This is a genomic window from Paraferrimonas haliotis (assembly GCF_002282895.1).
Classification (GTDB): domain Bacteria; phylum Pseudomonadota; class Gammaproteobacteria; order Enterobacterales; family Shewanellaceae; genus Paraferrimonas; species Paraferrimonas haliotis.
On the sequence record NZ_NRRB01000009.1, the window covers coordinates 42291 to 66015 of the forward strand.

Consider the following 23725-nt stretch of genomic DNA (forward strand, 5'->3'; position numbering starts at 1 on the left):
AAGACTGATGACGTCATTTTATAAGAAACTGGCGTCACTTGCGGTGCTGGTTTACCTACTAGGGCTTATTATGGCTGGCTGGATCCCGTCAGCCTTTGCAAGCCCCAGCTCCTCAAGTGATGTAAAAACGGGCTTATGGCTCAGTGGATACCAGCAAGGCAGCGCTGTTGCCTCTGCGCAAGCATTAACCTTGACGACCGATGTCAACATGACCGTGAGCGGCATGATTAACCGAGTTAAGGTTACCCAACGCTTTAAAAATGACAGCGATGAGTGGGTGCACGGTAACTATTTGTTCCCACTGCCAGAAAACAGCGCGGTGGATAGCATGACATTGCAAATAGGTCAGCGCCGCATTGTTGGAGAGATTCAAGAAAAGCAACAAGCCAAGGCCAACTTTGAACGAGCTAAAGCACAGGGAAAAAGTGCCAGCTTGGTGAGCCAGCATCGTGCTAATGTCTTTGAAACACAGGTGGCTCACATTGCGCCTGGGGAAGTGGTTAGTATCACCATTGAGTACCAAGAGCTGGCTCGGTTCGACTCTGGGCACTTTGAACTGCGCCTACCAACCGTGGTGGCTCCCCGTTATCAAAATCCGGCTGGACCACTTAATGGCAGTGAATTGAGAATGAGTGATATCGCTAAACCGTCCTCGCGCCATCCCGTTAACACGCCAAAATTGCCCATTAACCTCACCATCGACCTGGCACCAGGATTTGAACTGGCCAGCTTGACCAGCTTGTATCACAGGATTGATACCAAAATGGGTAGTGACGGTCGTTACCACATTGGTTTAGCGGAGCAAGTGTGGGCTAATAAGGACTTTGTTTTGCAGTGGCAACCAAAACTGGGTGCCTTGCCCCAAGCCAGTGTGCTAAAGCAAACCACAGCGAATGGCGATTTTGGGTTAATGATGTTGCTGCCCAGTGATGATAAGCACGCCTCTCATGAGCGCCTCGATCGGGAAATGGTTTTTATCATTGATGTATCGGGCTCTATGCAAGGAAGTAGTATGGTGCAGGCAAAACAAGCCCTTAACTATGGTCTTACCCGACTTCAGCCACAGGACAGCTTTACCATTATTGCTTTTAGTACCGGTGTAAAGTTGTTTAGCGATCGGGCACTGCCAGCCACAGCTAACAACCTATGGCGCGCTCGTACCTTTGTTAATAACCTGCAAGCTGGGGGCGGCACCAACATGCACTTGGCGCTGGATGCGGCCATGCACATGAGCGCCCAACCCAACAAACTGCGTCAATTAATGTTCTTAACCGATGGCTCTGTATCCTATGAAGACAAGCTGCTAAAGAAGATTGAGCAAGGGTTAGGCAGTTCTCGGTTGTTTACGGTTGGCATTGGCTCAGCACCTAACGGTTATTTCATGAGCAAAGCCGCGCAATTGGGCCGAGGCAGCTACAGCTATATCGGTGATATTAACGAAGTTAACGAGCGCATGCGTGAGTTGTTCGACAAGTTGGCGAACCCGGCATTGCGCGATATTCGTCTGCAATGGGCCGACGGCACCCCCATGGATTATTGGCCGAATCCACTGCCGGATCTGTATCAAGGTCAACCTCTGTTGGTGAGCTTTAAATTCCATGGGAAAACGCCCCAGTTACAAATTGATGGCAAACGGGCCAATAAACGTTGGCAAACCCTAATTACCCTGGATCACAGTCAACAAAGTAATGCCGGACTGGATAAGCTTTGGGCCGCTCAACAAATCCGGAGTATAGAGCTTAGAGACGATTTTAGTGCCACAGAAAAGCAATCCAGCATTGTAAAACTGGCTTTGGATTACCAGTTGGTAAGTCGCTATACCAGTTTAATTGCGGTGGACAAAACCCCGCGTAATGTCGCTCAAGCGCTTGAACAACAAATTGCGCTCAATATGCCAGAGGGATGGGACATGGGGCGTATGCCACAAACCGGCACAGCCAGCCAACTTCTGATGACCTTAGGAAGCATATTGTTGCTTATGTCGCTACTTGGATTATGGTCACAGCGTCGTCGTCAAGGAGAGCAGCATGCGCCAGTTCATTAAAGTCTCGTTCATTAGCCTTGGTTTGTTAGGGGCTGGGCTGTTGAGTCAAGGTGGCTACATTCAAGCCAAAGCTCAACTTGCTCAAGTGTTGATTGAACACGCTTGGCAGCAGCAACTTGATACGGGAAAGCCAGTAAAACCGTGGCCTTGGGCCGACACCCATCCGCTCGCAAAATTAACGCTAGCGAACAATGATAAGCCGATTATGGTGTTGCAAGGCGCAGACATGAGCACCTTAGCCTTTGGTCCGGGAATGGTTTCCAGTGAGCGTCAATACCCAGTGCCTAATAAGGTGATATTCGGTCACAAAGATACTCATTTTGCCGCGCTTAAAAACTTGAAATTAGGCGATGACATTCGCTTGGTAACGGCGGACAAGCAAGTGTTGGACTACCAAGTAACCGAACGCAAAGTTGTGAGTGAAGACGATACCCATTTGTTGGTTAATCCCAATCAGGAGGTGTTAAGCCTGGTCACATGCTATCCGTTTAACAGTCAAATTATAGGAGGAGATAAGCGCTATCTGGTGCAAGCAACTCGCGTCTACCCAGCGGTTGCGAGCATTGATTTGGCCGAGCTGAAACGGCCATCCATTCGATTCTAACCTTTTGTTGTGTCAGCGGTCGGTCCATGTCTTTTACCGACCGCTTTTTTAATACACACTCCTTTGCACTTTTTATCCCACAGAAGCTCAAAAGCGAGTGCATTTTTTACCTTGTTTTGCCAAACTGTTGCCCAAATAACGAAAAGCACAACAAGGAATCAACATGAGCAGATTGTCTTGCCTGTATTTAGGTCTGAGTTTAGCGCTATCGGGAACCGCCGTAGCCGCTGAGTTGGATTACAGTAAAATGCAGCAACTTGGACCGGTGACCGCAACCAGCGCCATGCCACTTTCAGCAAGCCCAAAAGCCGACGCTTTACGCAATAATATTGCCCGCCATTTAAACGACAGTGCGCTGGACTCTAAAGTGGCGATGTTTGGCCAAGATTATCGTTGGCAAAAGGTTAGCAAAAACAATCCAGATGGCGCGTGGTTAGCACTACAAACTCAAGTCACCACGCAACGTTTCACTCAAGGTAAGTTAACCATCGCAGGACTGGAAAATCCACAACTGTACATTGCCGGAGAACGGGTGGGTTCGGGTGATGAAATAGCCATTACGTTGCGAAACGGCGATTACAACTTATTGATTCTGGCTGATGGTCAATCAAAAGACGAAGCCTTATCGATAGATTGGCAGGGTGATGCTGATGTAGATACGCTGACACTGAGCAAACCAGCTAACAAACGGGTAAGTGCCGAGCTGTTATTTGACTCAGAAGTCGTCAATCAGTTGTCGTTGTCGCCAGATGGCGATTATATGCTGCAAACCAAAACACACTACGATGCCAGCAAAGGCGATAGCGCCATTCGAGTGACCGAATTGGTAAAACGCGACAATCAACAACTGCTTTACCGTTGGAGCGATAAGCGTCCAAGTTCGGTAACTTGGTCAGCCAACAGTAAACAGTTGGCCTTTGTTTATGATGGAAAAATTCAAACGCTGACGCTTGCCGATCTTTCTTTAACCACGCTCGCCGATGACATGAAAAATGTTTCAGGCTTAACCTGGGTAAATGACAGCCTTATTTTCAGTTGGGAAAAGCCTTTCAAGGCCGATGAGAAAGCCACCAACAAACGTTTTCAGGCACTGCAAGATCGCTGGAGCTATTGGCGCAACAATGCTCAAATCTACCAAATTGACAGTAACAGTGGCTTTATCCGCCAGCTTACCGAGAACGCCATAAGCAGTAACTTAATTGATGTGAGCGAGAACGGCGAAACTATACTGCTTAGCCGTCACCCTGTGGATTATAAAGAGCCTGCCCACGGCATTAGCCATCTGATTGAGCTTAACTTGGCCGATCTCAAAGAAACTGAAATTGGAAGCTACCGCACTTTCGCCAGTGCACTGTATGCCGAGGGTGGCATGTACATGCTAGCCGGACCGAACTTCATGAACGGACTTGGCAAGCAAAAAAGCGATTTAATCGTGAACGACTATGATACCCAGCTTTATTGGCGCGATGCTAACGGTAAGGTAACCGCACTGTCTAAAGACTTTGACCCATCCATTGGTAATGCTAAGAAACTGCCTAATGGTGATTTGATTTTGCAGGTTGGCGAGCAAGATCGCACTAACCTGTATTGGTACGATAAAAGCAAAGCCAAGTTTAATCGACTCAACACCGGCCTAGACGTCACCAATGTATTCAGCGTAGCCAGCGGCAAGTCCAATACCACCCTTGTTTATGCGGGTACCTCAGCCACCGAACCGCAACAAGCGTATTCAATGAATCTAAAGTCGCAAAAGAAGTCGTTGTTTGATAGCCGTAACCGCTCATACAGTGACCGTAAACTTGGCAAAATAGAAGACTTTGACTTTACCAACAAACACGGCCACAACATTGACGGGCGCGTTTACTTACCGACGGATTTTGATAGCAATAAAAAGTATCCGGCGCTGGTGTATTACTACGGTGGCACTTCACCCGTAGGGCGTAACTTTACCGGACGTTGGCCGTTTAACCTGTGGGCGGCTCAAGGCTATGTTGTGTATGTGCTTCAACCTAATGGCGCTACCGGTTACGGGCAAGAATTTAGTGGCCGTCACGTTAATGCCTGGGGTGAGTTCAGCGCCGATGACATCATCGAAGGTACGCAAAAGTTCTTACAAGCTCATGATTATGTAGATCCTGAACGAGTGGGTAACATGGGTGCCTCCTACGGCGGCTTTATGACCATGTATTTATCCACTAAAACGGATATTTTTGCTGCGTCTATGTCCCATGCGGGTATCAGTAATTTGTCTGCCTATTGGGGCCATGGCTGGTGGGGTTATGGTTATTCGGGTGTGGCCAGTCGCGGCAGTTTCCCTTGGAACAACAAGCAGCTATACGTCGAGCACAGTCCTATGTACCACGCTGACAAAGTAACCAAGCCGTTGTTGTTATTGCATGGCAATGCCGACACCAATGTACCGGTTGGCGAAAGCCACTACATGTATACAGCGCTTAAGTTACTGGGCAAGCCGGTTGAGCTGATTGAGTTTAATGGTCAAGATCACCACATTAATGGGCGTCAAGCGCGTTTCGACTGGTGGGATGCAACGCTTGCATGGTTTGATATGCATTTAAAAGATGAGCCTCAGTGGTGGAACTACCTCTATCCAGAGACTAAAGCGGAGCAAGCGAAAGACCAATAACCCGGTTTCCCTTTGGTTACACCTTGTAAAGGCACCTATGGCGGTGCCTTTTTTCGTTTTAATTGTCTTAATAGTGTGAGAAAGGGCAGTTAAATGAGGCTGAAGGTCTGTCTGGTTTGGCGTATTATGTTGTAATAATAAGTTAAGACTAATTATTAATTTTCTGCAGGTTAGCGAGGTTTAAGGGGCGTTTGTGATAGAGCTAATAAAAGCGGATAGATATCATTTAGACATTAAAGTGCGTCTGCCTAAGCAAGCGCGCCGGTTTGATATTAAAACCCACTTTTTATTTCCAGAGAAACTCACTCAAAGCGATCCGTCGGCGGTGACAGATGTTTTTTATGGCAACCTCTTGCAAAAGCAATTAGTCGAACGGCCGCCACATCGGACAACCGATAGCGTCAAACGGCGTTGGGCCAGCATGCGTTACAGTGCTTATGCCAATGCCCATAAAACATCGGAGCGTTATCGTCGCGTTTTAGCGGATTTCGTGAACGAATTTTTATTGGCGCTTGAACACGAGATCATCGACTTTGGTAAGCTCAAAAACCGCTTAGATTGGTTTCATTGGGTACACGAATATCACGATGAATTGACCCAAGGACGCTTGTATCGATTAGCGGACCACGTGCTCTTATACAGCTTAAACCAAGCGGTTTTAGCCAATACAACCAAGCAAACCCCAGAGCTTAAAAAAATTCATGAGCAGCTTGAGTCCTATGCAAAGCAGTACAAATACCGTTTAACCCATAAAAATGAAGCTGGGCGAGAGAAACTGCTGGCCAGAATATTGTTAGCTAAGCGGTTAATAAATCGGCCATATCGCCTTAATCGTTCCTTAATAACGGACGGCAAGTTGGCTGAACAAGTTATCTTTGGCGGCGCTGCGGCGTTAGCAATGGCCTTTGCTACTGGGGTAGCCTTTGCTACTCAGCGCGCGTTTGGAAATTTCACCACCCCCTTCTTCATTTCCTTGGTGCTTTCTTACATCTTTAAAGATCGCATTAAAGAGCTTGGGCGAAACTTTCTGATGAAACGATACTTTAAACGCTTTTTTAAGTATCACTATCGACTTGAGCACCACGCCAGTAAACAGCCTGTCGGTGAAATAAAGTCCACCATTTATCGAGCAAAACCAGAGCAACTAAGCACTAAAGCCAATAAACTGGCGAGCCATTTGCTCAATCAAGACAGTCGTATCGATTCCAATGCGTTTGTATTAGATAGACAGTTTCATTTAAATGCCACCGACGTCATCGCCAAAGATTGTTACATCTTAGACATTCTAACGGTCAATTTTAGTCGTCGATTGCGTCTTCTGCCTCAACTCAACCAAAGCCACTGGCACCAAGTGGATGGCAACATACAACGCTCTCAGGTGCATCATGTTTATCCGGTGCATCTTATCTTTGAAATAAAAACGGATGACGATGAGGTCATGTTATTAAGATACCGGCTTATTACCAGCCGAAAAGGCATTCACCGTATTGAGAAAATGGACTAGTGGACGAAACATCATTTGCACTGGTTGTTAAAGTGACGTTCAGCGTTATGGGGAGTTGGCTGTCGTACATTCTTGTTAAAAGCTACGCAGTGCATGTGTGGCAAAAAACGATCAAGGGCAAGTTGCGTTATGGGCTCTCGTCCATGGTACTGGCATTCATCTGCTTTGCTGCAACGTTTACGATAGTTAACGCAGTCAGTTTTGAGCAATATGACTATCCAACCATAAGCATACTCGCACTGGCGGTGTGCATTGGTTTAGCAGGCCTGTTACTTATTCTCGATTACTTCGGTACAAAAGGGGAGTTTGACGAACGCGGGCTTTATTTTCAAAGCATCTGGCATGGTCGTCGATATTATCGCTGGGAAGACTTAATCGATGTTACTCACAATTCTTGTTTCGATCATTATGTGTTGAGCTTCTACGGTAAGAAGTCGGTTCGCGTATCAGCGTATATGCAAGGGTATCGCGAGTTGTTAGAGCATATCGATAGTATGTGGCGTGACCATGAAGACCCTTCATAGGGGGAGATGGTCAAGTTGGGCAATAAAGAAGGTTGAGTTGCGGGCTTGCTGGTTTAAGCCTACATTGAAAGCTACCCATTTCTCAGCAAACGGACATTAATGGTTTTGAAAACAACTGATGCAATTAGACAATCCTTCATTTGGCACGGGCTGCAAATCATAGTGTTTGCAACCCTATTAGCTAACAATGAAGCGTTTCCCAACAGCGCTCGCTATCTTTTCCTCATCGTAATTATTGGGTTAGTGGTTCACTTTTACCGCAAACTCAAACGCTTTGAAAAGCCAATTAACTAGCGATTGAAGCCCTTAAAAATATTTGATCCAAGCGCTTTTCGAACTGTGCTTGTAGCGAGCAAAAGCTCGGGTCGGAAAGTACAATCCCACCGCTAATAAAACGGTCACCAGCCATACATATCCCATGTTGGTAAATCCAAAGAGGTCGCCATAATTCGGCCCGAACAACCACAAAGCACCGTGATACATAAACAGTAAAACGTACAAGTGTAAGATATAAAAAAACATAGGTGCTGAGCCAAAGGTAGACAATAGGGCACCGTACCTTGGGTTTAACGATTCAAGGGCTCTTAGGCCAACCAACATACCGGAAAGGGTAATGAGCAAAAAAGCCAGCGAAGGCGGGTATTTGGTTACGTTTAGTAGCGACATAAGACTGAGGGTAAACGATTGCTGTACCTGCCAGTCGAGGGTTTCGCCATAAATGTTAAAACCACGCAAAACCGCAAAGGTTAGAAAGGCGGCAACCCCTAACCAAAGTAAAACGCTTTGGCGTTTACAAGCCTTGTAAGACGAGGCGTAAACGGGGCCGAGACAATAGCCGAGCAAAATCACTCCAACCCAGGGAAGCACTGGATAGCTGGCTCTAATGGTTACCAAATCATTAGGCAGAATGTAGCCTCTGTCGTGTAAAATAGCCCACAAGGTATAGCCCCATTGACCTTGTTCAAACTCGATAGGGGTTAATAAATTATGACCAAAGACTATGATTAACCCAATGCTCAGTAGCCAATACTTAGGTAATTTGAGCAGCAGAGCTAGTGCCAACATGCTAACGCCTATGGCCCAAATTACTTGTAACCAAATGGTGTTGTAATTGCCCATCCATTGGAAGGTAATCAAAGTGCATTCAAGCGCAATCAGAAATAGGCCACGTTTTAGCAAAAATTCCTGGGCTGATCGGTTTTGGCCATTGGCGGGATGACAGTATAACCACGCGGAAACGCCGGTGAGAAAAACAAAAATAGGCGCACAAAAATGCGCCGCAAAACGACTGAAGAACAGCTCAGGGCTAGTGGATTCTATGACCATGGGATCAGACACTTGCTGATGGTAATAAAATCGTTCACGGACGTGGTCGAGCAGCATAATAAGCATCACGATGCCGCGCATGATGTCGATGCTTTGTATTCGTTTAGCTATCAACTCAACCCCTCTTAGCGACGGCGTTTCTTTTTATATTGCTCAGCTCTTAATTCGTCTTTTATGCGTTTTTCTTCACGCTGTTGCTCAACCAGAACTTCTTCTTCGGCTATCATGTCGGGAGTTTCTAACGTTACCAACCCCAGTTTACCACCACGAATTTCGTGCAGTAATACTTCTGAAGCTTTGTGTAAGTCGATGCGTCCACCGCCTCTTAATGCACCTCGACGCCTGCCAATTTCTTCTAGCATTTCGATGGGTTGCGATGGCATGTCGGTGATGTCGTAACGCTCTGCAAGTCGCTGCGGATAAGCTTGCATCATGTATTCTACGGCATACATGGCAACGTCTTCGTATTCCATGGCCGTATCGCGAATGGCCCCGGTAACCGCCAATCGGTATCCCGAATGTTCGTTTTCCACTTTGGGCCACAAAATTCCTGGAGTGTCCGACAAGACAATGCCGTTTTTCAAGCTAATGCGCTGTTGTCGTTTGGTCACAGCCGGCTCGTTTCCAGTTTTGGCGATAATGCGCCCAGCCAACGCATTAATGAGCGTTGATTTCCCGACATTGGGAATACCCATTATCATGGTTCGAATCGCTTTGTCCGGTTGGTCGCGATGGGGGCTTAGTTTACGGCATAACTCAGGGATCTTGTTTACCTGTGACATATCCGAGGTGGTAATGGCCATGGCCTTAACCCCTTGCTGCGCATCAAGGTGCTCAAGCCACAGTTGAGTGATGTCGGGATCCGCTAAATCTGCTTTGTTAAGCAATTTTATACAAGGCGTATCACCTCGCAGAGAGCCTACCATTGGGTTTTCGCTTGAATAAGGAATTCGGGCATCAAGCACCTCGATGACCAGGTCTACTTGAGGCATGACCTCTTCGATCTGCTTGCGGGCTTTGTGCATGTGCCCTGGATACCATTGAATTGCCATAGTTGTCTCGTTGCTAAAATCAGGTTCAGTGGGGCGCTATTCTAACGGATAGCGGCCGGTTATATCACCCCTAATTCTTTCAATCTTTCTTGTAAGTAGCTGTAAGCAGTATGTCGACTGGATAACACCACTTCAGGGTTAGGGTGCAAAAACAAGGGTAAGGATATTCGGGATTGAAAACGAGCAGGGCCGCTTGGATTGATGACTCGGTGAGTGGTGGACGGATAGTAACCGTTTGACGCTTCTTGTAGCATGTCACCAATGTTGATGATCAGGTTGCCAAAATCGCAGGGCACGTCGATCCATTGGTTATCTTTACTCAACACCTGCAAACCGGTTTCGGTAGCGGCGGGTAAAATGGTAATTAGATTAATGTCCTCATGGGCGGCGGCTCTTACCGCTCCAGCAGGCTCATTGCCGGTTAAGGGCGGGTAATGCAGCACTCGCAACAGGGTTTGCTGGCTATCACGTATCATATCCGCAAGCGGGATGGAAAAATGCTCCGCGACTTCCGTTGGCGTGTGCGCTTCAATCCAACTTAACAGTTGTGCAGCAAAGTCGCTGGTGGCCTTATAGTAAGCTAATATTTCATCCGCCAACTCTTTAGGAATCTGCCCCCAAGGGTAGATGTGGTAGTACTCTTTTAAATCTTTTTGGCTAAAACCTTTAGCCGTCTCGGCCACGTCGGCACCAAAAAAGCCATCTTGAGTGTCGCTGTTGTAACGGTAATTGTATTTATCGTTCCCATCGAAAAACTGCTGCCAATGTTGGTATATGGCCTGTAAGGTTTCCGCCTTAATGGGATGGTTTTTAAGAACACCGAAGCCGGTATCTCGTAGGGACTGGGTGAAGCGCTGTGGTGCGTCGCTGGCTTGAAAATCTATGGTTTCTAATTGCATGCCTTAACCCTAACTTGTTTTTATTGATTATTGATCGATGTTAACTTGCAAAGAGTTTAATAAGCTAAACTTAATCGAGCAAGTTCAGAGGAAACGATATGCCCTATAAAAAGCTTACAGAGGCACAGCGGCACATCATTGAAGACAAAGGTACTGAGCCTCCGTTTAGTGGCGAATATGACGATTTTTATCAGGCGGGTCGTTATCACTGTGGTCGATGTGATGCACCGCTGTATCTAGGCCAAGATAAGTTTAACGCCGGTTGCGGTTGGCCGGCCTTTGACGATGAAATTCCTGGGCAGGTTAAGCGACTTAGGGACGCCGATGGTCGTCGTACCGAGATTGTGTGCAATCAATGCGATGCGCATCTTGGGCATGTGTTCGAAGGTGAACGCCTCACCGACAAAAATACCCGCCATTGCGTCAATTCGCTGTCTTTGGATTTCAAACCGATTGAATCTGCCGTGCTAGGGGGGGGATGCTTTTGGTGTATCGAAGCTACCTTGCAACAGGCCAAAGGCGTGTTAAGCGTGACGCCTGGCTACGCTGGTGGCGAAAGTGACAACCCGAGTTACCAGCAGGTATGCGGCGGACAGACCGGTCACGCTGAAGTGGTCATGGTGGAATTTGATCCGTCGATCATCAGTTATCAAACCTTATTGAGATTATTTTTTGCAAGCCATGATCCCACCACGCTTAACCGTCAAGGTAACGATGTTGGTAGCCAGTACCGTTCCATTATATTAACCCAGTCGGACCAACAAGCCGCAACCGCATTAAGCGTTATTACCAACATTCAGGATTGGTTTGATTCTCCAGTTGTAACCGATATTGAGCCTTTGAGTCGGTTCTACCCAGCCGAGTCAAAACACAAAGACTATTTTCGGCGCAACAGTGAACAAGCATACTGCCAAGTCGTGATAGCACCAAAGCTGGCTAAGTTTCGACAGCAGATGGCGCAGTATTTAGTGAGCGACGATTCGTGCTAGTCTAACCTTCTTAATTCGTTTCATTTCAAGGATGAATAGGTGAGCCAACCATTACACGTTACTACGCCACTGCTGTTTAGCAGCGCTTTATCAGAACAGTTAGGGGTTCAAGTATGGCTTAAAATGGAGGCCCTACAACCCAGCGGCTCTTTTAAGAATCGAGGTGTGGGTTATGCCTGTCAACATTACGTGGATAACGGGGCTGAGCACCTGTTGGCCTCAAGTGGCGGCAACGCCGGTTTAGCGGTCGCTTATGCCGGCAGGCAATTGCGGGTTCCGGTGACCGTGGTGGTTCCAAAGACGACTAAGCCTCAAGCCATTAAGCTCATTGAACAGCAACAGGCGAGCGTGATAATACACGGCGATAATTGGGATCAGGCTCACCGCCAAGCGCTGTCGCTTAAAACCGCTCGATGCGCGTATGTACACCCATTTGACGACCCCCTGCTTTGGCAAGGACATGCCAGCTTAATCGACGAAGTAATCGCAGACGGACTCACACCCGAGGTGGTGGTGCTCTCTGTTGGTGGTGGCGGCTTGCTGTGTGGTGTGGCGCAAGGGTTATTGCAACATGGTTTAAACCGCTGCTCAATTCTTGCCGCGGAAACCCAAGGTGCGGCATCTTTTTGTCGTGCCATCGAGGCAAATCAGGCGCTCACTATAGACGCGATTGATACCATTGCCACTTCTCTAGGAGCCAAACAAGTATCTCAACAAGCGCTCGCCTACAGCAAACAGCTGCCGATTCGACCAGTTACTGTATCCGATGAAGCGGCGCTGAGGGGGTGCTTTGACTTGCTCGAGATGAATCGGGTTGTCACCGAGCCCGCATGCGGTGCCAGCGTCGCCGCGTTAGTCGCCAGTGCAAAAACGCTGCCCCCTGAAAGCAACGTTTTGTTGGTGGTGTGTGGTGGCGTGGGGGCAAATATTGAGCAGTTGTGGCGCTGGCGCCAACAGTTTACTGAAAAATAATGCATTTACATGAAGTTGGTAACATTGTACTCCGGCAATGCCCCTTGCTTTCTGATATAGTTAGTGGTTATCGATCGTGTTTTTAATCGCCTGACTGAAGGTCTAATGTCTGTAAATTTAAAGTTCGTCAATAAGCCGGTTTTTATAACCTCTGCTGTGCTAATCGTGGCCATAGTGCTGCTCACTGTATTAAACCCAGAGATCGCTAACAGCGTGTTCTCATCGACTCAGCACAGCATAGTAACCAATGCCAGTTGGTTTTATGTGTTGACGGTGACCATCATTTTGTCGTTCGTGGTGTATCTAAGCCTGTCTCGTTTTAGTGAAATCAAGCTGGGGCCGGATCACGCCAAACCGGACTATACCCTTGGCACCTGGTTGTCGATGCTGTTTGCAGCAGGTATGGGAATTGGGCTGATGTTCTTTGGGGTTGCAGAGCCAGTCATGCATTACCTCAACCCGCCGACAGCCGATCCGCAAACTCTAGAAGCGGCAAAAGAGGCCATGAAAATCACCTTTTTCCATTGGGGTTTGCATGCCTGGGCCATATACGCGGTCGTGGCGTTGATATTGGCTTATTTCTGTTACCGACATAAATTGCCGCTGACACTACGCTCGGCGCTGTTTCCTATTATTGGTGACAAAATATACGGTTGGCGCGGCCATGCCATCGACATTTTTGCGGTCATTAGTACCGTATTTGGTGTAGCAACCTCGCTCGGTTTGGGGGCTGCTCAAGTGAACTCAGGACTTAACTACCTGTTTGACTTCGACGTGTCGACGGTTAACCAAATTTGGATCATGATAGCAATTACTGTGTTGGCCTCAATATCGGTAGCTACCGGTTTGGATAAGGGCATTAAGATTCTGTCTCAAACCAACATGCTGTTAGCCATAATGCTGTTATTGCTTATTTTTGTATTAGGGCCGAGCGTCTTCTTATTGCAAGCCTACGTGCAAAACGTTGGTACCTACCTGTCGGACATCGTGCGCATCACCTTCAACCTTTTTGCCTACGAGAAGAAAGATTGGATTGGCGGTTGGACCATTTTCTATTGGGGCTGGTGGCTGGCTTGGTCACCGTTCGTTGGTTTGTTTATCGCTCGAATTTCACGCGGACGAACCATTAGAGAATTCGTATTAGGGGTCATGTTAGTTCCTACCGCGTTTACCTTGTTGTGGATGACCATCTTTGGCAACAGCGCCATTTCACTTATCGTTGAAAATGGCGCCGAAAACATTGCCCAAATGGTTTCTGAAAACTCATCGGTGGCGTTATTCGTATTCCTATCGAACTTCCCGTGGCAAGAAGTACTTACCGGTCTTGCGGTCATTATGATCGTGATTTTCTTTGTGACGTCTTGTGACTCTGGTGCTATGGTCATTGATATGCTGTGCTCCAATGGCAATAACGAAACGCCGTTGTGGCAGCGCTTATTTTGGGCTAGTAGTGTTGGTGTGGTGGCGGCGAGCTTGTCGTTAGCCGGTGGCTTGAGTGCTTTGCAAACCATGACTATCGCCGCTGCGCTTCCGTTTGCGATTGTGTTGTTGATTTCTATGTATGGCTTAATGCAAGCCTTGCGAGTGGAAGCCGCTAAAGCGGAAAGCTTGGTGATGACTAACGCACATACTAACTACGACAACGCTGAAGATTGGCGCGAAAAGCTCGACAACACCATTTCCCACCCGGATAAGAAAAACGTAAACCGATTCATTCGATTGCGAGTGGGGCCGGCGTTTAAAAAATTAGCGACTCAGTTTGAAGATAATAATATTGAGACTGAGATCCGCAAATCGGAGCAAGGGATCACCTTAATGGTGTTTCATGGTAATGAGCAAGACTTCAGCTACGGTGTTCGCAAAGAGCAGTTACAGCAGCCAGAGTTCATTCAAGAAGAGAGTAGCAGTAACGACGACAGTTACTACCGCGCTCAGGTTCACCTCAACGAAGGCGGTCAAGACTATGACGTTATGGGTTGGTCGGAACTGGCGATTATCAATGATGTGGTGGATCAGTATAAAAAGCACATGCACTTTTTACACTTGATACGATCGGAATAGTTCTTAAGCGTATAAACAGCGCATTGAATGCGTGAAAAGTAACGGCAACTCTGTATCTTAGATACGCTGGAGTTGCCGTTTTTATTGACTAGGCCAGCCTGTCGGTGGCGACTTTGTAGCTTGGATCTTCGATGAGGTTGACTTCCACTAAATCGCCGGCTTTGGTGAGTAGCTTGCGGCACTCGGGGCTGAGGTGGCGCAAGTGCAATTGTTTGCCTTCTTTTAGGTAGCGCTCGGCAAGGGTGTCAATCGCTTCAAGTGCTGAGTGATCAGCGACTCGAGAATTTTCAAAGTCGATGACAACATGCTCAGGATCGTCTGCGGCATTAAACAGTTCTAGGAAGTTAGCGACTGATCCAAAGAAAAGTGGTCCGTGTAAACGGTACAACTTCCAACCTTCTTCGGTTTTGTCTGTGGTGATTGCAATGTGCTTTGCATGCTCCCAGGCAAACACGACAGCGCTTACAATAACACCCACTAACACGGCAATGGCAAGATCCGTAAATACGGTTACTACGGTAACCAAGACGATGACAAACATGTCTTGGCGCGGCACTTTATTAATGATGCGAAAACTAGCCCACTCGAATGTACCCAACACCACCATAAACATAACGCCCACTAACGCCGCAAGCGGTATGAGCTCAATAAAGGGGGCTGCGAACAGAATAAAGGCGAGTAAGGCTAGGGCTGCGGTAATGCCAGACAAGCGGCCACGTCCACCGGAATTAATGTTGATCATGGATTGACCGATCATGGCACAGCCACCCATAGCCCCGAAGAATCCACAGGTCACGTTAGCCACACCTTGACCAACGCATTCTCGGTTGCCTCGACCTCGAGTATTGGTCATTTCGTCGATTACGGTGAGCGTTAGTAACGATTCGATGAGTCCAATGGCGGCTAAAATGGCGGAGTAGGGCAAAATAATGGATAGGGTTTCTAGGGTAAAGGGTACCGCTGGAATGCTAAAACTTGGCAAGGTGCCCGCAAGGGTTGCTTGTGGGTCGCCTGACATACTTCTCACAAAATCCACCACAGTTCGAGTATCTAACCCCATGTAAAAGGTCACAGCGGTGACGGTGAGTATCGCCACTAAGGTTGATGGGATTGCCGAGGTAAGCTTGGGTAAAAAGTGAATTATGGCCATGGTAATGGCTACTAAGGCTAGCATTAGATACAAGCTGTCACCGCTTAACCAGATAAGGTTTCCCTGACCGTCGTCTATCTTAAACTGGCCAAGTTGGGCGAGAAAAATAACGATGGCCAAACCGTTTACAAAGCCAATCATAACTGGGTAAGGAACGATGCGAATGAACTTCCCCAAACGGAAAATGCCGGCGGTGATTTGAAAAAGGCCGGCCAAGACGACGGCTGCGAATAAATATTGGACGCCGTGTTGCGCAACCAAAGCCACCATCACTACCGCCATAGCGCCTGTTGCACCGGAAATCATGCCAGGACGACCACCCATGGTTGCGGTAATGAGTCCCACCAAAAAGGCGGCGTATAAGCCGACCATTGGTTCAACTCCGGCTACAAAGGCAAAGGCAACCGCTTCTGGTACCAACGCAAGGGCGACCGTTATACCGGACAATACATCGGCTTTAACGCTTGCGCCTTTATGGCGAATTATTTCAAACATGACATCCTCGACTTATGAACACGTAAATTGTGTGACGCGGCGCACATTAGCGAGTTATGCTCTGAGATGCAATGAAGAAATTACACTTTATTAACTTTTCTTTACTTGCATGAAAGAGCTGCTGAAATTTTATGCGATTATCACCAGGTTGGCCGTGTTTGATATAAAAAAAGCCGCCTTAGTAGGCGGCTTTGTTACTGCGTTTACAGTGGGTACTATTCTGGGCGAGACATTTCAGAGTTGGCGCTGTTGGTTGGTTGGCGCTTCTCTTCTTTGTTGTCACTGTCTTTTTGTTCACCTTGATAGTCATGGCCTTTCGGCAAAGACTGCGCAGCCTTTGGCGCATTGGCTGTTGGAGCGGTCATGGTTTGACTGACCATGGTGCCATAGCGACTGGCTGGTTTAGTTGGCTCACTGGTTGCGGTATCAGTGGTCGACTGAGGGCTAGTCTCTGTTTTAGCTTCAGCTTCAACGGTAACTTCAGGGGCAGGCTCAGCTTTAACCTCTGTTGCTGACGGCGCTTTTGCTTCGGCGATCGCGTTGGTTTGCGCAGCAGTGGAGTTGGTCATTTGCGCGAAACGACTCGCTTGAGCAGGAGCACTCGCTGGCGCAGCGGACGTTGTTGCCAAAGCTTGCTCGTCAGTGGCAGTCGCTTCGTCGGTTAGCGAAGGTTCGCTATTAACAGGGGTTTTGTTTTCAACCGGCGCTTCAACCGCTGCCTTTGTTTCACTTTCGCTCGAGGCTTCTGGTTTTGCCGAAGCTTCGCTCTCTTGTGGTTTTTCATCAGCAGTAACGTTCTTAGCTTGCTCAGTTAACGGCTCTGGAGTTAACGCCGAAGCTACCGCTTGAGCTAATGGATTTTTATCCTGCTCATCGGACTTAGCTTCGGATTCAAACTTAATCACCAATTGTTCTTCTTGGTCATTATGAGACTCCTTTTCCGCTGCAGTTACGTTGTTTTCTGGGTAACGGGCAGTGACAACGTTTTCTTGAGCGTGTACTTCATCTACCTGAGCAATGTTATCGTCACCTTCACGACGACGTTTTTGACCGGCGGCTCTCAAATGGCGAGGGCTGCGACGATTACGACGGCTCGACTCTCTGCGTGGCTTTTCAGCCGTTGAGTTTGAGTCATTGGCGTCATCTTGCTTAGCCGGCGTAGCTTGTGTGTCCACATCGTGGTTTACAGTGGTTGCTTTGTCAGCTTTTGGTTGGCTGGCTTTTGGCTTCTCAGCTTGAGGCGTGCTAACCGCGGCACTTTCAACAACTGCGTCAATCGCTGTGTTGTTTTCAACGGTTTCTTTGGCTGTAGTCTGTGGTTGCTCTACTCGAACTTTGCGGCGCATATTGCGACGCTGGCGACGCTCTTTAACCACCTCATCTTTGCTGTCTTGGGCGTCACTTTTGCCTTCAGCATTCGATTTTGGTTTGCGACGGTCGTTATTGCGGCCGCGGTTCTTTTTGCTTTGCTCGTCTTTTTCACGAAGCATGCGCTCTTGAGCGGTTTCCGATTTCGTGCGACGAGCATCGTTACGATTGTCATTACGATTGTCGTTACGTGAGTTGTTGCGGTTGCGGCGATCATTGCGATTACGGTTACGACGATTGTCGTCACGTTTACCTTGATTGCGATTTCGTCCGCGCTTATCAGACTTTTTCGGAGTGGTTTCAGGCTCAGCAATAAACAGCGATTTAATGGCCGCGAACAGCTTAGATAGAATGCCCGGTTGTTCTGCACTCTTTTGCGGTTTGGCCGCTGCTTTTGCCTTAGTCGGTTGAACTTTCGCTTTTACTTCCTCAGGCGTAGGCGCGGTAAAGCCGGTTAGCATAGGCTTGTCCGCTTCGGTACGCTCTAACTTACGAGGCTCATAAAGTGTTTTCTCTGGGGCAGCACTGCGCTCGTAGCTCGCTTCGGCAATGGTTTCGTCTTTACGATGACGATTAACCTTATACTCTGGCGTTAGCATGTGCTTGTCAGGGATTACGTACACTTCCACATCGTGACGTTGTTCGGTAATGCGAATGGCTTTGCGCTTTTCGTTCAATAGGTAAGCGGCAACATCCACAGGAACTACAGCTTCAATTTGAGCGGTATTCTCTTTAATGGCTTCTTCTTCCATTAAACGCAGAATTGATAGCGCCAGCGACTCAGTGCCACGAATGGTGCCTTGACCGCTACAACGAGGGCATAGGTTTGCCGCAGACTCGCCAAGAGACGGACGCAAACGTTGGCGAGACATTTCCATTAAGCCGAAACGGGAAATTCGACCTAATTGCACACGAGCTCTATCAGGACGCACCGCATCACGCATGCGGTTTTCTACTTCACGCTGATGTCGAGAAGGACCCATGTCGATGAAGTCGATGACCACCAAGCCGCCTAAGTCACGAAGACGAAGTTGACGAGCAATTTCATCGGCGGCTTCTAGGTTCGTGTTCAGTGCCGTTTCCTCGATATCAGAGCCCTTAGTGGCTCGCGCCGAGTTAATATCGATGGAGGTTAGGGCCTCAGTTGGGTCGATAACAATCGAGCCACCGCTAGGTAAACGGACTTCGCGTTGGAAAGCCGATTCAATTTGGCTTTCGATTTGGTAGTGAGTAAACAGCGGTACTTCAGCATTGTAGCGTTTTACGCGTTCAACAAAATCAGGACGAACCAAACCGATGTGTTGTTTCGCTTCGTTATAAATGCGTTCGTGGTCGATGAGGATTTCACCCACGTCACGACGCAAGTAATCGCGAATGGCTCGAACGATAACATTACTTTCTTGATGAATTAAGAAGGGTGCAGGGCGGCTCTCAGCAGCTTCTTTAACCGCTGTCCAATGGTGTTGCAGTACGTGCAAATCCCAAGCTAATTCTTCAGCGGCTTTACCAACACCGGCGGTGCGAACAATGAGTCCCATACCTTTAGGTACGTCTAGCTGAGAAAGGGCGGCTTTCAGTTCGGTTCGTTCATCGCCTTCGATGCGGCGAGAAATGCCACCGGCGCGAGGGTTGTTTGGCATAAGCACCAAGTATGAACCGGCCAAGCTAATAAAGGTTGTGAGTGCAGCACCTTTGTTTCCGCGCTCTTCTTTATCAACCTGAACGATGACTTCTTGGCCTTCTTTGATGGCGTCCTTAATGTTTGGACGACCTTGGAAGGAGTAGCCTTCAGGGAAGTATTCACGAGCAATTTCTTTTAAGGGAAGAAAGCCATGGCGCTCAGCACCGTAGTCGACAAAAGCCGCTTCAAGGCTTGGCTCGACGCGGGTAATTTTGCCTTTGTAAATGTTGGCTTTTTTTTGTTCGTGGCCGGGACTTTCAATGTCCAAGTCGTATAAGCGCTGTCCGTCAACTAGGGCAACGCGCAACTCTTCTGATTGAGTTGCATTAATTAGCATCCGTTTCATGTGGACCAATATATCTCTATTGTGGTCACAATTCGGTTGCGCTGGGCGCTAGGGTTTAACTGATCAATAGAGTCTCACGACTCGGTTAAACTGGGTATTGCTCATTTCTGTAGGACGCTTCTCAGCGTGTCGCATACCATAACAACAGTGGGAACTCGTTTTGTAAGAACGCGTTCCAAAAAATCTCTGAGTTTCTCTAGCTGCTTCAAGGCAGCACCGAATTGCAACAGGTTTCTGTCAATTCTGTGTGTTCAGGCTCTGCACCAACGGTCGGTTGGGTTTGAAGATAAATGTGTTCTTGGTGGCAGCATCCCTTGATGACTGCAAATTTATCGGTTGTTTGTTCCAACAAGAGTCCGTTTTTCGGCGAAAATTTGGCCTGGTCGAGTGGGTTATTAACAACTTATCAGCGTTTTATCCCCAGCGACTGGCGTAATATAGCAATTATGACAAAGAACAGCAATGCAATGACGCATCATTACCTCAGTTGATGTACAATGGCGCCCATGACAAATGAGCAACCTAGACAAAAAGTCCAAATTGTTGAGATTGACGAAGAATATCAAGGTCAACGAATCGACAATTACCTACGGACTCGCCAAAAAGGCGTCCCCAAAAGTTTACTTTACCGAGTGATCCGTAAAGGTGAAGTGCGGGTGAATAAAAAACGCATTAAGCCAGAGTATAAATTGCAAGCTGGCGACTTGGTGCGCATACCGCCTATGCGCATCGCTGAGCGCAGCGACAACGCACTGCCGCCAGCCAGCCTTAATAAAGTCTCGCAATTGGAAGAGTGCATTTTATACGAAGATAATTACTTGATTGCCATTAACAAACCGGCCGGTATTGCGGTGCATGGCGGCAGCGGCGTGACCTTTGGTTTGATTGAAGGGCTTCGCAGCCTGCGTCCGCAACAGAAATTTCTTGAGTTGGTGCATCGTTTAGACAAAGAAACCTCCGGCGTATTACTGGTGGCAAAACGCCGCTCTACCTTAAAACATTTGCATGACCAGCTTAGAGCTAAAACCATGAACAAGCATTATTTAGCCTTGGTTCGTGGCGAGTGGCAATCACACGATAAACAAGTGGCGGCCCCCTTACTTAAGATTACGTTAAAATCCGGCGAGCGCATTGTGCGGGTGAATAGCGAAGGTAAGCCTAGTAAAACCCGCTTTGCCATTGAGCAAAAGTACGATGGAGCCACCTTGATTAAGGCGTCGCCTATTACCGGGCGAACCCACCAAATTCGGGTGCATTGCCAACACGCGGGTCATCCCATTGCTTGCGATGAAAAATACGGCGAGCAAAGATTTGATGAAAAGATGCGGCAACTAGGGCTTAAACGTCTGTTTTTGCATGCGGCTCAGCTGACTTTCTTTCATCCAAACCAAGAGGCCACTCAAACGGTGGATGCGCCCCTTGCTCCTCACCTAAAAGAGTGTTTAGCAAAATTGCGCAAGATCTAAACTCACTCAGCTCGTCTGATTTATCGCTTGAAAATGGGATCTGGTGCTAAGAATTATGCGGGTAAAGGTACGTATAATAGGTCATTCAAACGATTTAGGATGACAGAATGGAAGCAACATACGACCGACAGGCTGAACTATTAGGTGTTGCCCGAGAATTGATCCTCGAACAGGGGATTAATGGCTTTAAACTGATTGATATCGCTAAAAAAATTGATATTCCTCGTTCGCAACTGTACGCCCATTTTCGCAGTCGCGAAGATGTGTTGGTTTGTATTGTTATCGAAGATCTCAAAAGTGTGCGCGACATTGTCATTGAATTGGTTAACGATGACACGCTATCGCATCTAGAGCGATTGATGATTTTGCAGCTAGGTCCCATCTATAAAGCGTTGGAATCGAATGGTAAAGCGGGCACCCAATTCATTATGTCCAATCAGTCCATTTTAAATGCCGTCAGTCAGGAAACCCGAGACTCGGTAGCCATGGCGTTTAATAACCTCATGAACTCAGTTCACCAAATCTGGATGGGAGCGGTGTATGAGAACAAAATCTCCGCGTCTGAACACAAAATTTTAGAAGTAAAACGACTGCTGTCTATTTTCCAACGGGGTAGCGTTATCATGGCGTTACACAAAGCGCCCGAAACATTGATGTTGCCAGTAGAATTTGATTTCTGCTTTGACTACGTCAATAAGACCTTGATGGAATTAGGCTGGGAAGGCGAACCGAGTTGCCGTCAAAGTGTCATTGAAGCGCGCCTTAATCAGTTTTTTAAGCATCCGTTTTAAGTTACCTTTTTAACTGCTGCCTTTTTATATAAATCGAGGGTTCGTTCAGTTTACCTTCAGCACTGGCTTGTCTAGAATAGAGTTATCCTAAGTACGGGATTCTCAAGAAGGAAACGGAACTATGCTGAAACGCATTCTAATTACAGGGACGCTGCTGTCCTCATTCGTAGCGCAGGGTGTTATGGCGTCAGACAAACTCATTATTGGACCTACCGCGGTGTTAAGTGTTGCAGAATCCGGTATTAGCTATGACGCTCGTATCGATACTGGCGCGAAAGAGACCTCGATTCATGCGTATGGATTGAGCATTGATAACGAATCCCAAGACAAAAGCAAAAACGTTGGCAAAACCATTCATTTCACCAGTGAAAATGAAAAAGGTCAGCGGGTGAAAATGAAGGGAACCATTGTTAAAACGTCTTCGGTTCGAAACTCTCAAGGCACCGAAACGCGTTACATGATTGAGTTAAGCGTGGGTCGTAAAGGAGAAGAGCAAAAGATGTTGGTAAACCTACGCGACCGCACTCATATGTCGTACAAATTGCTGATTGGTCGCGATTGGTTACAAGGCCGTTACCTAGTTGACGTCGATCTTCCGGCTGAAAAACACTAAAGTACGCGACAGGCTAAACCATTCAAATAGTAGCCTTCAGGAAAGCCGCCCGCCACTACGTGATCGGCGGCTTGACTAAAGCGTTCAACAATTTGCAATTCTCTCTGAGCATCCAACGCTGCATCCGCCACAATTTTCTGAAACAAGTCCACTTCCATAAGCCCAGAGCAAGAATAGGTTAGCAATGTGCCTCCTGGCTTTAATAACTTAATGGCTTGCAGATTAATGTCTTTATAGCCTCTGGCTGCACCTTTTAGCTGAGCGCGGTTGTCGGCAAACTTTGGTGGATCCATGATGACCACATCAAAGCGCTTGTTTTGCTCTTGATAACTGCGTAACAGTTTAAAGACGTCGGCTTTGGTATGGATGACTTTAGTTGGGTCTAAACGATTTAAAGCGATGTTATTGGCGGCCAACTCCAGAGCGGATTGTGAAACGTCCACGTTTTCAACAAGGCTGGCACCGCCTTTTAAGCAATACAAGGCGAAGGTGCCTGTGTAACTGAAGCAATTAAGCACCGACTTGTCTTTGACGTAAGCCATCGCTTTGTAGCGGTTATCACGCTGATCGAGATAGAATCCGGTCTTATGCCCATCGGTCACGTCCACCGCGATGTTGACACCGTTTTCCTCGATGATGAGGGGCATTTGCGGAAGCTCACCACTAAGCAACCCTTGGGTTAACGCCAATCCTTCTTTTTTGCGACTGTCGACATCTGAGCGTTCGTAAATGGTACAACCGGGCATGAGCTGTTGCAGAGAACTGACCAGTGTTTCACGCCAATATTCAGCGCCAGCCGACAATAGCTGACACACAATCACTCCAGCGTAATAGTCAATGGTGATCCCTGGCAGACCGTCAGATTCCGCGGCTACTAATCTAAATCCAGTGAGTTGCTGACGCTCAATGAGCCCAGAACGTCCGGCAAAGGCTTGCTCAAGACGACGTTTAAAGAAGTCGGCATCGACCTGCTTGTCTTTACCAAAATCCCACATTCTTAGGCGAATTTGCGAATGAGGCGAGTAGGCGGCGACACCCAAAACTCGACCGTCGTGGGCCCGTACTTCGACCGTTTCACCTAACTGAGGATCGCCTTTAACTGAGCGAATCGCGCTGGCAAAAATCCAAGGGTGTCTGCGTAATACCGATTTTTCTCTGCCGGGAAGCAAATTAACGCGTTTTTTCATGGTGCTATG

17 protein-coding genes are annotated in these 23725 nt (G+C 47.7%); 11 read left to right on the plus strand and 6 right to left on the minus strand.

Going from position 1 to position 23725, the window contains the following annotated elements:
- The first annotated feature begins 7 nt into the window (after nt 1-7).
- The 5 genes from CLC91_RS14230 to CLC91_RS14250 all read left to right on the plus strand — a co-directional run bounded on the left by CLC91_RS14230 (nt 8) and on the right by CLC91_RS14250 (nt 7320).
- Nucleotides 8-2044, plus strand: coding sequence for a marine proteobacterial sortase target protein (locus CLC91_RS14230; RefSeq protein ID WP_095500576.1), 2037 nt, complete (start codon nt 8-10; stop codon nt 2042-2044).
- Nucleotides 2028-2648, plus strand: coding sequence for a class GN sortase (locus tag CLC91_RS14235; protein WP_095499218.1), 621 nt, complete (start codon nt 2028-2030; stop codon nt 2646-2648). Before CLC91_RS14230 ends, CLC91_RS14235 begins: the two co-directional genes overlap by 17 nt.
- 163 nt (nt 2649-2811) lie before the next feature.
- Nucleotides 2812-5292, plus strand: coding sequence for an alpha/beta hydrolase family protein (locus tag CLC91_RS14240; RefSeq protein ID WP_095500577.1), 2481 nt, complete (start codon nt 2812-2814; stop codon nt 5290-5292).
- 193 nt (nt 5293-5485) lie between these two features.
- Nucleotides 5486-6796 (plus strand): hypothetical protein, encoded by a 1311-nt coding sequence (locus CLC91_RS14245; protein WP_095500578.1) that lies wholly within the window; start codon nt 5486-5488, stop codon nt 6794-6796.
- Entirely contained in the window at nt 6796-7320 is a 525-nt protein-coding gene (locus CLC91_RS14250; RefSeq protein WP_095500579.1) for a hypothetical protein, read from the plus strand. Before CLC91_RS14245 ends, CLC91_RS14250 begins: the two co-directional genes overlap by 1 nt.
- A 306-nt stretch (nt 7321-7626) precedes the next feature.
- Here the strand turns inward: CLC91_RS14250 and CLC91_RS14260 are convergent, their stop codons facing one another.
- Genes CLC91_RS14260 through CLC91_RS14270 form a run of 3 tightly spaced genes read right to left on the minus strand, consistent with a single transcriptional unit; the run spans nt 7627 to nt 10597 of the window.
- The gene (locus CLC91_RS14260) at nt 7627-8760 is read right to left on the minus strand and encodes a DUF1624 domain-containing protein (RefSeq protein ID WP_269844436.1); all 1134 of its coding nucleotides are present in this window, start codon (nt 8758-8760) and stop codon (nt 7627-7629) included.
- Nucleotides 8761-8771: 11 nt separating this feature from the next.
- On the minus strand, nt 8772-9698 hold the full coding sequence (gene ylqF / locus CLC91_RS14265; RefSeq protein WP_095499223.1) for a ribosome biogenesis GTPase YlqF: 927 nt from the start codon (nt 9696-9698) through the stop codon (nt 8772-8774).
- Nucleotides 9699-9757: 59 nt separating this feature from the next.
- A complete protein-coding gene (locus CLC91_RS14270; protein ID WP_095499224.1) occupies nt 9758-10597 on the minus strand; it encodes a 2OG-Fe(II) oxygenase family protein in 840 nt (279 codons plus the stop codon).
- Nucleotides 10598-10695: 98 nt separating this feature from the next.
- On the opposite strand from CLC91_RS14270, the gene CLC91_RS14275 reads away from it, so the two are divergent.
- The 3 genes from CLC91_RS14275 (at nt 10696) to CLC91_RS14285 (ending at nt 14619) form a co-directional block, all read left to right on the plus strand.
- Complete coding sequence (locus CLC91_RS14275) at nt 10696-11586, plus strand: bifunctional methionine sulfoxide reductase B/A protein (RefSeq protein WP_095499225.1); 891 nt, start codon at nt 10696-10698, stop codon at nt 11584-11586.
- Between the two features lie 39 nt (nt 11587-11625).
- The gene (locus CLC91_RS14280) at nt 11626-12558 is read left to right on the plus strand and encodes a pyridoxal-phosphate dependent enzyme (RefSeq protein ID WP_095500580.1); all 933 of its coding nucleotides are present in this window, start codon (nt 11626-11628) and stop codon (nt 12556-12558) included.
- Nucleotides 12559-12663: 105 nt separating this feature from the next.
- Entirely contained in the window at nt 12664-14619 is a 1956-nt protein-coding gene (locus tag CLC91_RS14285) for a BCCT family transporter (protein ID WP_095500581.1), read from the plus strand.
- Between the two features lie 88 nt (nt 14620-14707).
- Here CLC91_RS14285 and CLC91_RS14290 read toward each other — a convergent pair whose 3' ends face one another.
- A complete protein-coding gene (locus CLC91_RS14290; RefSeq protein ID WP_095499228.1) occupies nt 14708-16264 on the minus strand; it encodes a SulP family inorganic anion transporter in 1557 nt (518 codons plus the stop codon).
- 215 nt (nt 16265-16479) lie between these two features.
- On the minus strand, nt 16480-19659 hold the full coding sequence (rne, locus tag CLC91_RS14295; protein WP_095500582.1) for a ribonuclease E: 3180 nt from the start codon (nt 19657-19659) through the stop codon (nt 16480-16482).
- A gap of 506 nt (nt 19660-20165) precedes the next feature.
- Between rne and rluC the strand changes: the two genes are divergently transcribed.
- The 3 genes from rluC to CLC91_RS14310 all read left to right on the plus strand — a co-directional run bounded on the left by rluC (nt 20166) and on the right by CLC91_RS14310 (nt 22529).
- Nucleotides 20166-21125: a 23S rRNA pseudouridine(955/2504/2580) synthase RluC gene (gene rluC / locus CLC91_RS14300; RefSeq protein ID WP_095499230.1), complete on the plus strand. Its 960-nt coding sequence runs from the start codon at nt 20166-20168 to the stop codon at nt 21123-21125.
- 107 nt (nt 21126-21232) lie between these two features.
- On the plus strand, nt 21233-21916 hold the full coding sequence (locus CLC91_RS14305; protein WP_095499231.1) for a TetR/AcrR family transcriptional regulator: 684 nt from the start codon (nt 21233-21235) through the stop codon (nt 21914-21916).
- 121 nt (nt 21917-22037) lie between these two features.
- Complete coding sequence (locus tag CLC91_RS14310; protein WP_095499232.1) at nt 22038-22529, plus strand: putative ATP-dependent zinc protease; 492 nt, start codon at nt 22038-22040, stop codon at nt 22527-22529.
- Here CLC91_RS14310 and CLC91_RS14315 read toward each other — a convergent pair.
- Nucleotides 22526-23716, minus strand: coding sequence for a class I SAM-dependent rRNA methyltransferase (locus CLC91_RS14315; RefSeq protein WP_095499233.1), 1191 nt, complete (start codon nt 23714-23716; stop codon nt 22526-22528). The genes CLC91_RS14310 and CLC91_RS14315 overlap by 4 nt on opposite strands.
- Between the last annotated feature and the right edge of the window lie 9 nt (nt 23717-23725).